Below are 15,630 nucleotides of genomic sequence, written 5' to 3' on the forward strand. Positions count from 1 at the left end.
GGTGAATGTCTCCTGAGTCGGGGTTACAGCGGCAGGGCGGTGATGGCCGCCGCCAGGGCGTCCACGTCGGGGCGCGGCGGCAGGCCGGGGGCCACACGCTGGATGCGTGCGGCCGCGCAGGCCATGCCGAAGACGGCGGCTTCGGGCATGGCCCGGCCTTGCGCCAGGGCGGCCAGCGTGCCCGCGACCAGCGCATCGCCCGCGCCCACGGTGGTGGCCACGGGCACCGTCGGCGCGGCGGCGTGCCAGCAGCCTTCGGGCGAGGCGATCACGGCGCCGTCCCCGCCCAGCGACACGGCCAACTGACGCACACCGTGGTCGCGGCACAGGGCCCGGGCGGCGGCGGCCACGTCGGCCAGCGCGGGCAGGGCACGGCCGGCCAGTTCTTCCAGCTCGGCCCGGTTCGGCTTGATGAAGGCCACGGGCACCACAGGGCCGCGCGCCGGGTCGGCCAGATGGCGCAGCAGCTGCAGCAGCACGGCGCCGCCGGTGTCGATGGCGATGTGCGCGCCGCGTGCGGCCAGGGCGCGAGCGATGCGTTCCCACACCGCCGCATCGGCGCCGGGCGGCAGGCTGCCGGCCAGCTCGCACCAGTCGCCGGGCTGCACGCGTTGCGCTAGGCTGACCAGCAGGTCGATCTCGGCGCGGGCCAGCGCTTCGGGCGACAGCGCCAGGCCGGGCAGGTTGATGTCAGTCGAGTCGCCGCGCGCCGTGTCGGCGATCTTGATGTTGGTGCGGGTGCTGCCGGGCAGCCGCAGCATGCCGTCGTCGATGCCGCGTGCGGCAAAGGCCTCGCGGAACACGGCGTCGTTGTCCGCGCCCAGCCAGCCGCAGGCGGTGACGGGCTGGCCCAGGGCGGCCAGCACGGCGGCCACGCCGACGCCCTTGCCGCCGGCTTCGACCTGCTGGCCTTCGGCGCGATGCACCGCGCCGGGCGTGAGCGTGTGCACGCGCACGGTGTGGTCGATGGCGGGGTTGAGGGTGATGGTGAAGATGCGCGGGGCCGCCAGGCGGGGTGCGGGCACGCTGTCGGCCGGGGCGTGGTGAAGGGCAGGGGACATGGTGGGCTCCTCGGCCTCAGGCGCCGGCCGAGCGCAGCGCGGCACCCAGGGCGCGCACCTCGTCGGCGGTGTCCACGTCCAGCGCGCGGCGCGCCAGGTCCTGCAGCTCGGCCAGCGAATGGCGGCGCAGCAGGGCCTTGACGGTGCCTACGTCGCTGCTGCTCATGCTCAGCTCGTCCACGCCCAGGCCGACCAGCAGGGCGGCGCCCAGGGGCTCGCCCGCCAGGCCGCCGCACACGCCCACCCAGCGCCCGTGTCGGCGCGCGCCGGCCACCGTGCGCTCCACCAGGCGCAGCACGGCGGGGTGCAGGCTGTCGGCCATGCCGGCCAGCTCCGGGTGCTGGCGGTCCACCGCCAGGGTGTATTGGGTGAGGTCGTTGGTGCCGATGGAGAAGAAGTCCACGTGCGCGGCCAGCCGGTCGGCCAGCAATGCGGCCGAGGGCACCTCGATCATGATGCCGACGGGCACGGCGGGGGCGTTCAGCTCGGCGCGCACGGCCTCCATGCGCGCGCGCAGGGTGCGCACTTCCTCCACCGTGCTGATCATCGGGAACATCACCTGCAGCGGCCCGTGCCGTGCCGCCCGGTACAGGGCGCGCAGCTGGGGCACGAGCAGGTCGTCGCGGCGCAGCGCCAGGCGGGCGCCGCGCACCCCGAGGAAGGGGTTTTCCTCCACCGGCAGATCCAGGTGGGGCACCTTCTTGTCGCCGCCGATGTCCAGCGTGCGCACCACCAACGGCAGGCCGTGCAGGGCCTCGACCATGGCGCGGTAGGACTGGTACTGGTCTTCCTCGTCGGGCACGGTGTTGCGTTCCAGGAAGAGGAACTCGGTGCGCATCAGGCCCACGCCTTCGGCCCCGGCCTCCAGCGCCCTGGCGACCTGGTCGGCGCGGTTCACGTTGGCGGCGATCTCCACCGTGTGGCCGTCGGTGGTGGTGGCGGGCTGCTGGCGGCTGCGGGATTCTTCCTCCTGCAACTGGGCCAGGCGGGCGATGTGCGCGCGGGCCTCCACCAGCGCGATCTCGCTGGGCGCCACGTACAGGCGACCGCGATAGCCGTCGAGGATGGCCACGGTGCCCGCCAGGGAAGGCGTGCCCGCATCGCCACTGGCGCCGGCCGGCAGCACCGCCGGGCCGGCCGCCACCACGGCGGGCAGGCCCAGCGCCCGCGCCAGGATGGCGGTGTGCGCCGTGGGTCCGCCGCGCGCGGTGCAGAAGCCGCGCACCCGGGCGGGGTCGATCTGCGCCGCCATCGAGGGCGAGATGTCGTCGGCCAGCAGGATGGCGTCCTCGGGCCAGGCGGGCTGGCTCGAGCCGGTGTCCTGGCCCCGGCCCAGCAGGTGGCGCAGCACGCGCTCGCCCACGTCCTGCAGGTCGGCCGCGCGCGCGGCGAGGGTGGCGTCGGCCAGTGCGCGCTGGGCGCTCACGCGCTCGGCCATGGCCTGGCGCCAGGCCCAGGCGGCGCCGTGCTGCTGCACCACGCTGCGGCTGACGGCCTGCAGCAAGTCGGCATCCTGCAGCAGGCCCTGGTGGGCGGTGAAGATGGCCGCCTGTTCCTGGCGTCCGCCGGTGCGTGCCTCGGCCGCCAGTTGCTGCAGCTGGGCCAGGGCGGTGGTCAGGGCGTGGTCCAGGGCCGCGGCCTCGGCGGCGACGGAGGCGAAGCGGTCTTCCACCTCCAGGGCCGTGTCGCCCACATGCACCAGGGTGCCCACCACCAGCCCGGGGCTGGCGGCAATGCCGGTGACGGTGCGGCGTGCGGCGGGTTGCCAGTCGCCCAGCGCGCGGCCCAGCCCTTGGGCCTGGGCCTGGCGTGCGGCCGACAGCTCGGCCTGGCGGCTTTCTTCGTCGCCCAGGCGGGCGATGGTGGCCGACAGCGTGGCCACGGCCGCCGCCGCATCCGCCCCCTGGGCCGACAGGCGCAACTGCGCGCCCCGGCCGGCGCCCAGGCTCAGCAGCGCGGCGACGCTCTTGGCGTCGGCCACCGTGTCGCCGCAGCGCACGTGCACGCGGGCCTGGAAGCGCCCGGCCACACGCGCCCATTCGCCCGCCGGGCGGGCATGCAGGCCGCTGGGGTAGTTGAGCGACAGCTCGCGCCCCAGCGGGAAGTCCTCCAGCGCCGCGGCGTCGCCGGCGGCCCCGGCCGGGGTGTCGGCGACGAGCGTGCGGACGATCTCCTGCGCGTCGGTGGTGGTGGCCAGGCGCTGCATGAGCGCGCTGTCGCGCATCACGCGGGTCAGGCGGCGCAGCACCTGCAGATGCTCGTCCGACGCGGCGGCGATGGCCACCACCAGGCGCGCCTGCTTGGCATCGTCGCCCCAGCGCACGCCTGCGGGCACCTGCAGCACGGCCAGGCCGGTGCGCAGCACCAGATGCTTGTCCTCCACCATGCCGTGGGGAATGGCCAGGCCCTCGCCCAGGAAGGTGTTGGCCGCGTTCTCCCGCTGCCACAGGCTGTCGACGTAGGCCGGGTGGATGTGGCCGGCCTGCGCCAGCAACGCGCCCGCCGCGCGCACGGCATCCTCTCGGTTGTGCGGGGCCGCGCCCAGGCGGACCTCGACCGGAATGGTGGACATGCTCGTGTCTCCTGAAAATTTGGTATCGATTCCAGAAACGGGATTATGAAATGCCGGTCGCGGGCGCGGCAAGATGGCGCTGCCCGCATGGGCCGTCGTTTGCGGGAAAACCCTGAGGAAATGACACGGGTCGACAGCGGGTTGTCGCCTTCGATGTCTCAGGAATGGCCGGGGCGCCCATCCCTCATCGATGGTGCTTGCACATCTTTTGTTGAAATCGTTACCATCGATTGCCGCACGCCAGAACCAACCGGAACCCCGTTGGCGTGCCGTCCCGCCGTGGGCGGGTGGTGCGGGGCAGCTTTTGCAGGAGTTCGGGAATTGGCCAGCATCAAGGACGTGGCGCAGCGCGCCGGCGTATCGACCACCACCGTCTCGCGGGTGCTCAGCACGCCGCAGGCGGTGCGCGCCCCGCTGCGCACGCGGGTGGAGCAGGCGATCGCCGACCTGGCCTACCGCCCCAACCTGGCGGCGCGCCGCCTGCGCCAGCGCCGCGCCTCGCTGGTGGGGCTGATCGTGTCGGACATCCGCAGCCCTTTCTTCACCGACGTGGGCCGCGCCGTGGAAGACATGGCCTACCGCCACGGCTTGCGCCTCATCCTGTGCAACAGCGACGAGAACCCCGCCAAGGAGCAGTCCTACCTGGAGCTGATGGCCGACGAGCAGGCCAGCGGCGTGATCCTCTCGCCCACCATGCAGGGGCTGCAACGCCTGCGGCCGGAGGCCTGGCCGTTCCCGCTGGTGCTGGTGGACCGGGCACTCGAAAGCACCCGCGCCGACCGCGTGGTGCTGGACAACCAGGCCGCCGCACGCCGCGCCACCGAGCACCTGCTGCAGTCGGGCTACCGCCGCATCGCCCTGCTGGCGGGCGCCCACAGCACCACCGGCCAGCAGCGCCACGCGGGCTATGTGCAGGCGCTGGCCGCGCAAGGCCTGGCGCCCTGGCCGGTGTGGGTCGAGCCCACGCACCAGGCGGGCGTGCGGGCCGCCGCCGACGTGCTGGCCGGCACCGAGCGCCCCGATGCCCTGCTGGTGACCAACGGCCTGCTGCTGCTGGGCGCGCTGCAGGCGGTGCAGGCCGCCGGCCTGCGCACCCCGCACGACATCGGCCTGGCCGGCTTCGACAACAACGACTGGACCGCGCTGCCCGCGCTGGACGTGACCACCGTGGCCCAGCCCACCTACGACATCGGCCGCACCGCCGCCGAGCTGCTGCTGCAGCGCATGCAGGACCCGGCGCGCCCGGTGCGCCAGGTCGTGCTGGAGGGCGCGCTGGTGGTGCGCGGCTCCAGCGCCGGACGCTCATAAGATCGGCGTTTTCAACGAAGGCCCGCAAGGCCGTGCCGATCTCATGTGCGGTTCCGAACTCCACTCCCTCCCCGACAGCGTGCAGCGCGTGGCGCGCCTGCTGCAGGACGCTGGCCATGCACATGCACCGCGCATGCTCGACGACGCCGCGCGCACCGCGCAGCAGGCCGCCGACGCGCTGGGCATCGCGGTCGGGCAGATCGCCAAGAGCATCGTGTTCCGGCGCAAGAGCGACGACGTGGCGGTGCTGGTCGTCACCTCCGGCGACAAGCGCGTGGACGAGAAGAAGGTCGACGCCCTCGTCGGCAAGACCGGCCGCGCCGACGCCGAGTTCGTGAAGGCGAAGACGGGCTTCTCGATCGGCGGCGTGTCGCCCTTCGCGCATGCCACGCCGCCGGTCACGCTGATCGACCGCGAGCTGTTCCGCTTCGACGAGATCTGGGCGGCGGCCGGGCATCCGCATGCCGTGGTGAAGCTGACGCCACAGGACCTCGAACGCCTCACCGGTGCGCCGGTGGCGGAGGTGGTGTGACGATGAACGCGACCGATGCCGCCACGCTCGCGCGCCGCGCGGCCGAGGTCGCCGGCACCATTGGCGACGACCTGCCGTCGCCCTGCGTGTCGGTCTGCCGCATGGACGCCGAGCGCGTGTTCTGCACCGGCTGCCTGCGCACCATCCCCGAGATCGCCGGCTGGAGCCGCTCCGACGCGGCGAGCAAGCGCAGCATCTGGCACGCGATCGAATTGCGTGCATCGGCGCATGCCGATCTCCTTCGATCCACCGGAGACCTCACGCCATGAAGCACATCGACTTCTACCTCGACTTCATCTCGCCCTACGCCTACCTCGCCTTCGAGCACCTGCCCGAAGCGCTCGAGGGCCTGAGCTACAGCGTGACCTACAAGCCGGTGCTGCTGGGCGCCATGCTCAAGCACCACGGGCAGAAGGGGCCGGCCGAAGTGCCGGGCAAGCGGGCCTGGACCTACCGCCATGTGCTGTGGCTCGGCCATGCGCACGGCATCCCGATCGAGATGCCGGCCACGCATCCCTACAACCCCTTGCCGCATCTGCGCCTGGCCTTGTCGACCACGCACGATGGCGCCATCAGCCGCCTCGTGGCCGAGACGATCTTCCGCGACGTGTGGCGCGGCGGTGCGGAGGCGGGCGATGCGAGCCGGCTGGCGGCCCTGGCGTCGCAGCTGACACCGGTGCGTGACGGCAGCGGCGATGCGGCGAAAGCCGCCCTGCGCGCCAACACCGACGAGGCCATCGCGCGCGGCGCCTTCGGCGTGCCGACCTACGTGCTCGACGGCCGCCTGTTCTGGGGCTTCGACGGGCTCGCGATGCTGCGTGCTGCCGCGCAGCATGACCCGTGGTTCGACGGCCCGGCGTGGACCCGCGCCGACCAGCGTCCGGGCCTGTCGCGCAACATTCCTTGACGTTTCCTGCATGCTGAAACCCCGGGCGCGGGTTTCACCTTAAATCGTCAGCGACGGTTCAGTTTGGCGAAAGGCTCCGGTCAGTCGCCCCTCCAAGAATGCGCCACGGCCCGGAAAACCGGGACGCAGTACATCAACAGGAGACGACAGATATGGCAGCCACACTAGATTCGAGGGGGGTGCCGCATCCGGCCCCCCGGCCCATGTCCGCCGAGGAAAAGAAGGTCATCTTCGCTTCCTCGCTGGGCACCGTGTTCGAGTGGTACGACTTCTACCTCTACGGTTCGCTGGCGGCGATCATCGCGCGGCAGTTCTTCAGCGGCCTGGATGCGGGCGCAGCCTTCATCTTCGCGCTACTGGCCTTCGCGGCGGGCTTCCTGGTGCGGCCTTTCGGCGCCATCGTGTTCGGCCGCCTGGGCGACATGATCGGGCGCAAGTACACCTTCCTGGTCACCATCCTGATCATGGGCCTGTCGACCTTCATCGTCGGCCTGCTGCCCAGCTACGCCACCATCGGCGTCGCGGCACCGGTCATCCTGATCGCGCTGCGCATGCTGCAGGGCCTGGCGCTCGGCGGCGAGTACGGCGGTGCCGCCACCTACGTCGCGGAACATTCGCCGCACGGCAAACGCGGTGCCTACACCTCGTGGATCCAGACGACCGCCACGCTCGGCCTGTTCCTGAGTCTGCTGGTGATCCTCGGCGTGCGGCTGGCCGTCGGTGAGGCCGCCTTCGCCGACTGGGCCTGGCGCATTCCGTTCCTGGTGTCGATCCTGCTGCTGGGCGTCTCAGTGTGGATCCGCCTGTCGCTGTCGGAATCGCCGGCCTTCCAGAAGATGAAGGCCGAGGGCAAGACCTCGAAGGCGCCGCTGTCCGAATCCTTCGGCGAGTGGAAGAACCTGAAGATCGTGATTCTGGCGCTGGTCGGCCTGACCGCCGGCCAGGCCGTGGTCTGGTACACGGGCCAGTTCTATGCGCTGTTCTTCCTGACGGCCCAACTGAAGGTCGATGCAACCACCGCGAACCTGATGATCGCTGCGGCACTGCTGATCGGCACGCCCTTCTTCGTGGTGTTCGGCACGCTGTCGGACAAGATCGGCCGCAAGCCGATCATCATGGCCGGCTGCCTGCTGGCCGTGGTTACCTACTTCCCGGTCTTCAAGATGATCACCGAAGCCGCCAACCCCGACCTGGCCAAGGCGCAATCCACCGCCGGTGTCGTGGTGACGGCCGACCCAGCCAGCTGTTCCTTCCAGGGCAACCCGGTGGCCCGCGAGATCGACTTCAAGAGCTCTTGCGATATCGCCAAGCGCTACCTCGTGCAGAACTCGGTGAGCTATGAAAACGTGGCCGGCCCGGCAGGCTCGCCGGCCGTGGTGAAGATCGGCGCCAAGAGCGTGGCGGCGCCCGCGGGCAACGTGGTCAACCTGAAGTTCGATGAAACGTCGGCCAAGGCCATCGCGGCCTTCAAGAAGGAAGTCGGCGACGACCTGAAGGTCGCGGGCTACCCGGCCAAGGCCGACCCGGCCAAGATGAACAAGGTGCTGACGGTGGCGCTGCTGTTCTGGCTGGTGCTGCTGGTGACCATGGTCTACGGCCCCATCGCCGCCATGCTGGTCGAGATGTTCCCCACGCGCATCCGCTACACCTCGATGAGCCTGCCGTACCACATCGGCAACGGCTGGTTCGGCGGCCTGCTGCCCACCACCGCCTTCGCCATCGTGGCGAGCACCGGCAACATGTACAACGGCCTCTGGTACCCGATCATCATCGCGGGCATGACGCTGGTGATCGGCACGCTGTTCATCCGCGAGACGAAGGACGTCGACATCTACGCCAACGACTGATCGGCGCCAGGCCTCGACCGCGGGCGCGCGGCGAGGCTGTTCAGCACAGGGGCTTCATGCCAGCCGATGGGCCGCATGAAGCCCTTTTTCTGAACATCGCACAACCTCAGGAGACCCCACCCATGTGGAAACTCGTCGTCGGCTTCGTCATCTTCGCCGCGGTATCGCTCTATTTCATCGGCAAGGCGGGCGACAAGGTCGACATGTCCGGCGAGAAGCACGGCGGCGATGCCACGCATGAGCCGGCGCCCGCGGCCAGTGCGCCGAAGTGAAGACGGCCGGGCGCCTTCTTCGGCCGCTCAGCGCTTGAACTTCCCGTCGCTGATGATCGACAGGTCCGCGAAGTCGATGCCGGAGTGGTCGGTGGGCGAGTAGTTGATGTCGAGCCCGCCGCCCAGGTCGTAGTTGCGCAGCCCGTCGAGCGCCGCCAGCACCTTGGCGCGCGTGGGTTTCGGGCCGGCGCGGCGCAGGGCTTCCACCAGCACCTTGGCGGACGCGAAGCCCTCGAGCATCTGCGGCGTCAGCTCGCCCTGGCCCTTGGCCTTGGCCAGTGCCTGGGCTTCCTTCACCATGGGCTGGGCGATGGCCCGCTCCGACGGGAACACCTGCGTCACGATCACGCCGCCGCTGGCCTTGCCCAGCTGCTTGATGAAACCGCCCGACGCGTTGTTCGACAGCGTGACGACCTGCGCCGCCGAGCCGGAGGCCCGCAAGCCCTTCACGCCCTCGGCCACCGCGTCGGCCGAGCCGATCCAGAGCACGGCCTGCGGGTTGGCCTTGGCCAGCGCCGGCAGGATGGCGGCGTAGTCGGGCTTGTCGCGGTCGGCCGGGATCACCGCCACCGGCTGGATCTTCGCCTTGGCGAAGCCGTTGCTGGCGCCTTCCAGGCCGTCCTTGCCGAAGGAGTCGGCGGCGTGCACGACGGCGATGCGGTCGATGCCCACGGTGTGCAGGTGCTGCACCGCCTTCTCCGACTCGCGCTGGTAGGTGGAGCGGACGTTGAAGACGTGCTTTTGCACCGGCTTGTGCAGCACCATCGCGCCGGTCGACGGGCCGATCAGCGCCACGCCGTGCTTGTCGAGCCACGGCAGGATCGCCTGGGTGTGGGGCGTGCCCCGGCTCATGAAGAGGGCGACGACCTTGCGCTCCTCGATCAGTACGCGCGCGTTCTCGCCGGCACGCTTCACGTCGAAGCCGTCGTCCAGACGGACGATCTCGATCGGCTCGCCGTTCACGCCGCCCTGGGCGTTCACGCTGTCGATCATCAACTGCGCGCCCAGGATGGTTTCGTTCATGCTGCCCGCCACCGGGCCGGTGATGCCGGCGGTCTGGCCGATCAGGATCTGGGCCGGGGCGGCGCTGGCGCCCACGGCCAGCAGGCCGGCCACGCAGAGCAGACGAAGATGCTTCATGTCGAGTTCCGAGAAGAGGTGCGGAGGAGACGGGGGGAGAAGCCCTGTCGCGGAGGTTGCATTTGTTACCAAATGTCTATTTTTGAGGCCCCGGGGAAACCCTTGGGTCTTGTGCGCCATGTCACGGCGCGGGCGGAAAGCAGCGCAACCCCTTCCTAGAATGTCTGCCCCACCCCCAAGGCACGCATGACACAGGGCTCCATCCGGATTCGCGGCGCACGCCAGCACAACCTCCAGAACCTCGATCTCGACATCCGCACCGGCGAGATGACCGTGGTCACCGGCCCCAGCGGGTCGGGCAAATCGAGCCTCGTGTTCGACACGCTGTACGCCGAGGGGCAGCGCCGCTATGTCGAGACCTTCTCGGCCTACGCCCGCCAGTTCCTCGACCGCATGGACAAGCCGGCGGTCGATAAGGTGGAAGGCGTGCCGCCCGCCATCGCCATCGACCAGACCAACCCGGTGCGCTCCTCGCGCTCCACGGTCGGCACGATGACCGAGCTGAACGATCACCTGAAGCTGCTCTACGCCCGTGCGGCCCAGTTGTTCGACCGCGACACGGCGCTGCCGGTGCGCCACGACTCGCCCGACACCATCTACGCGGCGCTGGTCGAGCGTGCAGCGGCGGCCGGTGATCCGCGCATCGTGGTGACCTTCCCGGTCGAGCTGCCCGCCAGCACGACGCCCGAAGAAGTGACGCAGTGGCTGTCCGCCAGCGGCTTCACGCGCGTGCAGGCCGAGCGCGAGGTCGCGACGCCGACCGGCCCGCGCAAGGTGCTCGACGTGGTGGCCGACCGCTTCCGCCTCTCAAGCGCCGAGCGGGCCCGCGTGCTCGAAGCCATCGAGACTGGGCTGAAGCGTGGCGTGGGCCGGCTCACCGTGTATGCGGTGCCGGCGGACGAGGGCGCAGCACCCGACATCTGGAAGTTCTCGACCGGATTGCACTGCCCGGAGACCGACATCCGCTACGGCGACCCGATCCCGTCGATGTTCTCCTTCAACTCGGCCGTCGGTGCCTGCGAGACCTGCCGCGGCTTCGGCCGCGTGATCGGCGTCGACTTCGGCCTGGTCATTCCCAACGACAAGCTCACGCTGCGCGCCGGCGCGATCAAGACCATCCAGACGCCTGCGTGGAAAGAGGCGCAGGACGATCTCATGCGCCATGCCGAAGACGCCGGCATTCCGCGCGACACGCCCTGGGCCAAGCTCACGCAGGAGCAGAAGGACTGGGTGCTCGACGGCTCACCCAACTACAAGGGCAAGTGGAACCAGCAGTGGTATGGCATCAAGCGCTTCTTCGGCTACCTGGAGAGCAAGGCGTACAAGATGCACATCCGCGTGCTGCTGTCGAAGTACCGCAGCTACACGCCGTGCCCGACCTGCAGCGGCGCGCGCCTGAAGCTCGACAGCCTGCTGTGGCGCATCGGCCGCAAGGAAGATGCCGACGCCGTGCTCGCGCCGGGCAAGCGCTTCCTGCCGGTCGGCACGAAGTGGTCTCGCGCGCAGCTCGAGGCGCTTCCCGGCCTGTGCCTGCACGACCTGATGCTGCTGCCCATCGAGCGGCTGCGGAAGTTCTTCGACGGCATCGAGCACCGCGGCAACGGCGCGAACGCCAACGAAGGCGATGCCCAGGCGCTCAAGCTGCTGTTCGAGGAGATCACCACGCGCCTGCGCTACCTGCACGACGTGGGCATCGGCTACCTGACGCTCGACCGCCAGAGCCGCACGCTCTCCGGCGGCGAGGTGCAGCGCATCAACCTCACGACCGCGCTCGGCACCTCGCTGGTCAACACGTTGTTCGTGCTCGACGAGCCCAGCATCGGCCTGCACCCGCGCGACATGAACCGCATCACCGAAGCCATGCTGCGCCTGCGTGACGCGGGCAACACGCTGGTGGTGGTCGAACACGACCCGGCCGTGATGCTGGCGGCCGACCGCGTGATCGACATGGGCCCCGGCCCCGGCATCCGCGGCGGCCAGATCGTGTTCGACGGCACCACCGACGAACTGCGCAATGCGCACACGCTGACCGGCGACTACCTCGGCGGCCGCAAGCAGATCGGCATGGGCTTCAAGCGCGCGGTGACCGACAGCACGCCGCGCCTCATCCTCGAAGGCGCGCGCGAGCACAACCTGCAGAACATCACCGTCGAGTTCCCTCTGCAGCGCCTGGTGGTCGTCACCGGCGTCAGCGGCTCGGGCAAGTCGACGCTGGTGCAGGACGTGCTGGCGCCCGCGCTGATGCGCCACTTCGGCAAGGCGACCGAGTCGCCCGGCGAGCACGACCGCCTGCTGGGCGCCGACCACCTGAGCGATGTCGTCTTCGTCGACCAGTCGCCCATCGGCAAGACGGCGCGTTCCAACCCCGCCAGCTACGTCGGCGCGTGGGACGCCGTGCGCGAGATCTTCGCGACGGCCGGGCTGTCGCGCCAGCGCGGCTACACCGCCAGCAAGTTCAGCTTCAACAGCGGCGACGGGCGCTGCCCGACCTGCGGCGGCTCGGGCTTCGAGCACGTCGAGATGCAGTTCCTCTCCGACGTGTACCTGCGCTGCCCCGACTGCGACGGTCAGCGCTACCGCCCGGAGATTCTCGAAGTGAAGATCGAACGCGGCGGCCGCAGCCTGAACGTGGCCGACGTGCTCGACCTCACGGTGGCCGAGGCCGCCGCGACCTTCGCGAACGACCGCGACGTGCTGCGCGTGCTGCAGCCCATCGTCGACGTCGGCCTCGACTACGTGAAGCTGGGCCAGCCGGTGCCGACGCTGTCGGGCGGCGAGGCGCAGCGCCTCAAGCTCGCGGGCTTTCTGGCGGAGGCCGCGAAGAGCGGCACGGCCAGCAAGCAGTCGGTGGCGCGGCGCGGCACGCTCTTCCTGTTCGACGAGCCGACCACCGGCCTGCACTTCGACGACATCTCGCGCCTGATGCGCGCGCTGCGCAAGCTGCTCGATGCGGGCCATTCGCTGGTCGTCATCGAGCACAACCTCGACGTGATCCGCGCCAGCGACTGGCTGATCGACCTCGGCCCCGAAGGCGGCGACGGCGGCGGCCAGGTCGTGGCCGTGGGCACGCCGGAGCACGTGCGCGAGATGAAGGGCTCGCTCACCGGCGACGCATTGCGCGACTACGAACTCTCGCTCGGCCCGTCGCGCCATGCGGTGCGCGAGCGCAGCGGCGCCGAGCTGGCACGGCGTGCGCTGCCCACCTTCGGCCGCGAGGCGATCCAGATCGTCAACGCGCGCGAGCACAACCTGAAGAACCTCAGCGTCGATATCCCGCGCGGCAAGTTCAGCGTGGTGACGGGCGTCAGCGGCTCGGGCAAGTCGACGCTGGCCTTCGACATCCTGTTCAACGAAGGCCAGCGGCGCTACCTCGAATCGCTCAACGCCTATGCGCGCAGCATCGTGCAGCCGGCAGGCCGGCCCGAGGTCGATGCGGTCTACGGCATTCCGCCGACGGTGGCCATCGAGCAGCGCCTGTCGCGCGGCGGCCGCAAGAGCACGGTGGGCACGACCACCGAGGTGTGGCACTTCCTGCGCCTGCTGTACGTCAAGCTCGGCACGCAGCATTGCATCCACGACGGCGCGGCCGTGCAACCGCAGACGCCCGACAGCATCGCGGCGCAGTTGCTGAAGAACTTCCGCGGCCAGCACATCGGCCTGCTCGCGCCACTGGTGAGCAACCGAAAGGGCGTCTACACCGAGCTGGCCGACTGGGCACGGCCGCGCGGCTACACGCACCTGCGGGTCGACGGCGGCTTCCTGCCGGTCACGCCCTTCCCGCGGCTGGACCGCTTCAAGGAACACAGCATCGAGTTGCCGGTGGCCAGCCTCGACGTGTCGCCGTCGAACGAGGCGGCGCTGCGCGAGGCGCTGACCAAGGCGCTCGAACTCGGCAAGGGCGTGGTGCACGTGCTGAGCGACATCGATGCGCTCAAGCCCGCGATGGAGGCCGGCGAGCCGACGGCGGGCATCGGGCGCACGCAGGTCTTCTCCACGCTGCGCGCCTGCCCGGTCTGCAGCACGAGCTACGCCGAACTCGACCCGCGCCTTTTCAGCTACAACAGCAAGCACGGCTGGTGCCCCGACTGCGTGGGCACGGGCGTGAAGCTGACCAAGGACCAGCGCAAGGTCTACGACGACTCGGTGCTGGCCGACGACCAGAAGGGCCGCGAACAGACCTTCGCCGAACCCGAAGCCGAAGACGTGGGCGAGACGGTCTGCCCGACCTGCGAGGGCCGCCGCCTGAACGCGACCGCACGCGCGGTGAGCTTCGGCCCGGCGACGCATCCGGCCGCCCATGCCGGCCCGTTCGGCGCGGGCGGCATCGGCATCACCGAGATCGCACGCATGAGCGTGATGGACATCCGGCAGTGGTTCGAGGGCCTCGCGCTCGTCGGCCGCGAGGCGGAGATCGCACGCGACCTGGTGCCCGAGATCAAGAGTCGGCTCGAGTTCCTCGAAGAGGTCGGCCTCGGCTACCTCACGCTGGACCGTGGTGCACCGACGCTCTCCGGCGGCGAGGCGCAGCGCATCCGCCTGGCGGCGCAACTCGGCAGCAATCTGCAGGGCGTGTGCTATGTGCTCGACGAGCCGACCATCGGCCTGCACGCGCGCGACAACCGCATCCTGCTCAATGCGCTGCACAAGCTCGGCGAGAAGGGCAACACGCTGGTGGTGGTGGAGCATGACGAAGACACCATCCGCCGCGCCGATCACATCATCGACATCGGCCCCAGCGCGGGCAAGCGCGGCGGCCGACTGGTGGCCGAAGGCACGGTGGCCGACATCGAGGCGGCGGGCGATTCGCAGACGGGCCGCTACCTGCGCGATGCGATCAAGCATCCGTTGCAGGAACGTCGCGCCGTGCCCCCGCCCGAGCCCGGCGCGCCCGACTGGCTCACGGTGCACGGCGCCGACCTGCACAACCTGCAGGACGTGACGACCACCTTGCCACTGCACCGCCTGGTCGCGATCACCGGCGTCAGCGGCTCGGGCAAGTCGACGCTCGCGCGCGACGTGCTGCTGACCAACGTGCAGGCGATCGTCATCCAGCGCATGACCAAGGCCGGCCGCGACAAGGATGCGGTGGGCAAGCGCGCCGCGTGGTCCGGTTGCGCGTCGGTGGAGGGCTACGAGAGCATCGACCGCGTGCTCGAGGTCGACCAGACGCCCATCGGCAAGACGCCGCGCAGCTGCCCTGCCACCTACATCGGCTTCTGGGACACGATCCGCAAGCTCTTCGCCGACACGCTGGAGGCCAAGGCGCGCGGCTATGCGCCGGCCCGCTTCAGCTTCAACACCGGCGAAGGGCGCTGCCCGGCCTGCGACGGCGCCGGCATCCGCACCATCGGCATGAGCTTCCTGCCCGACGTGAAGGTGCCGTGCGAGGTCTGCCACGGCGCGCGCTTCAACCCTGAGACGCTGGCCGTCACCTGGCGCGGCAAGAGCATTGGCGACGTGCTGCAGATGGAGGTCGACGAGGCGGTCGACTTCTTCGCCGCCATGCCCAACATCAGCCACCCGTTGCAACTGCTCAAGGACGTGGGGCTCGGCTACCTCACGCTGGGGCAACCGTCGCCGACGCTGAGCGGCGGCGAGGCGCAGCGCATCAAGCTGGTCACCGAATTAGCCAAGGTGCGCGACGACATCACGCGCCGCGGGCAGAAGGCGCCGCACACGCTGTACGTGCTCGACGAGCCGACGGTCGGCCTGCACATGGCCGACGTCGAGAAGCTGATCCACGTGCTGCATCGGCTGGTGAACGGCGGGCACAGCGTGGTGGTGATCGAGCACGACCTCGACGTCATCGCCGAAGCCGACTGGCTGATCGACCTCGGCCCGGAGGGCGGCAACGGCGGCGGGCGCATCGTGGCGGCGGCGCCTCCGGAGGAGGTGGTGAAGCTCGGCACGCACACGGGGGTGGCGCTGGGGCCGGTGCTGACACGCAGGTGACCGACGCGGGACTTCACCGATTGCGTGGTGAAGTCCCCT

Annotated in this window: 10 protein-coding genes; 7 read left to right on the forward strand and 3 right to left on the reverse strand. The window is 70.4% G+C overall.

The genetic code is table 11. The annotated features are described in order from the left end of the window. Positions 1 to 23: 23 nt before the first annotated feature. On the reverse strand, positions 24 to 1,061 hold the full coding sequence (locus tag N8A90_RS04570; RefSeq protein WP_262073463.1) for a 1-phosphofructokinase family hexose kinase: 1,038 nt from the start codon (positions 1,059 to 1,061) through the stop codon (positions 24 to 26). 16 nt (positions 1,062 to 1,077) lie between these two features. Next, entirely contained in the window at positions 1,078 to 3,633 is a 2,556-nt protein-coding gene (gene ptsP, locus N8A90_RS04575; protein ID WP_262073464.1) for a phosphoenolpyruvate--protein phosphotransferase, read from the reverse strand. A gap of 321 nt (positions 3,634 to 3,954) precedes the next feature. Here ptsP and N8A90_RS04580 point away from each other — a divergent pair, with 321 nt between their 5' ends. The 6 genes from N8A90_RS04580 to N8A90_RS04605 all read left to right on the forward strand — a co-directional run bounded on the left by N8A90_RS04580 (position 3,955) and on the right by N8A90_RS04605 (position 8,499). Then, positions 3,955 to 4,941 (forward strand): LacI family DNA-binding transcriptional regulator, encoded by a 987-nt coding sequence (locus N8A90_RS04580; RefSeq protein WP_262073465.1) that lies wholly within the window; start codon positions 3,955 to 3,957, stop codon positions 4,939 to 4,941. A gap of 43 nt (positions 4,942 to 4,984) precedes the next feature. Then, entirely contained in the window at positions 4,985 to 5,473 is a 489-nt protein-coding gene (locus N8A90_RS04585) for a YbaK/EbsC family protein (RefSeq protein ID WP_262073466.1), read from the forward strand. Between the two features lie 2 nt (positions 5,474 to 5,475). Next, the gene (locus tag N8A90_RS04590; protein ID WP_262073467.1) at positions 5,476 to 5,742 is read left to right on the forward strand and encodes a DUF1289 domain-containing protein; all 267 of its coding nucleotides are present in this window, start codon (positions 5,476 to 5,478) and stop codon (positions 5,740 to 5,742) included. Continuing rightward, positions 5,739 to 6,380 carry a 2-hydroxychromene-2-carboxylate isomerase gene (locus tag N8A90_RS04595; protein ID WP_262073468.1) on the forward strand — a complete coding sequence of 214 codons (642 nt, stop codon included), beginning with the start codon at positions 5,739 to 5,741 and terminating at the stop codon, positions 6,378 to 6,380. The genes N8A90_RS04590 and N8A90_RS04595 overlap by 4 nt, the downstream gene beginning before the upstream one ends. A 152-nt stretch (positions 6,381 to 6,532) precedes the next feature. After that, on the forward strand, positions 6,533 to 8,227 hold the full coding sequence (locus tag N8A90_RS04600; protein WP_262073469.1) for an MFS transporter: 1,695 nt from the start codon (positions 6,533 to 6,535) through the stop codon (positions 8,225 to 8,227). A gap of 122 nt (positions 8,228 to 8,349) precedes the next feature. Then, the gene (locus N8A90_RS04605) at positions 8,350 to 8,499 is read left to right on the forward strand and encodes a hypothetical protein (protein WP_262073470.1); all 150 of its coding nucleotides are present in this window, start codon (positions 8,350 to 8,352) and stop codon (positions 8,497 to 8,499) included. A gap of 27 nt (positions 8,500 to 8,526) precedes the next feature. On the opposite strand, the gene N8A90_RS04610 is transcribed toward N8A90_RS04605, so the two are convergent. Beyond that, positions 8,527 to 9,639, reverse strand: a complete 1,113-nt coding sequence (locus N8A90_RS04610) for an ABC transporter substrate-binding protein (RefSeq protein ID WP_262073471.1) — start codon at positions 9,637 to 9,639, stop codon at positions 8,527 to 8,529. Between the two features lie 186 nt (positions 9,640 to 9,825). On the opposite strand from N8A90_RS04610, the gene uvrA reads away from it, so the two are divergent. Then, the gene (gene uvrA / locus N8A90_RS04615; protein WP_262073472.1) at positions 9,826 to 15,591 is read left to right on the forward strand and encodes an excinuclease ABC subunit UvrA; all 5,766 of its coding nucleotides are present in this window, start codon (positions 9,826 to 9,828) and stop codon (positions 15,589 to 15,591) included. The last annotated feature ends 39 nt before the right edge of the window (positions 15,592 to 15,630 follow it).

The sequence above is a fragment of the Variovorax sp. N23 genome, from assembly GCF_025486315.1.
Taxonomy (GTDB): Bacteria; Pseudomonadota; Gammaproteobacteria; order Burkholderiales; family Burkholderiaceae_C; genus Variovorax.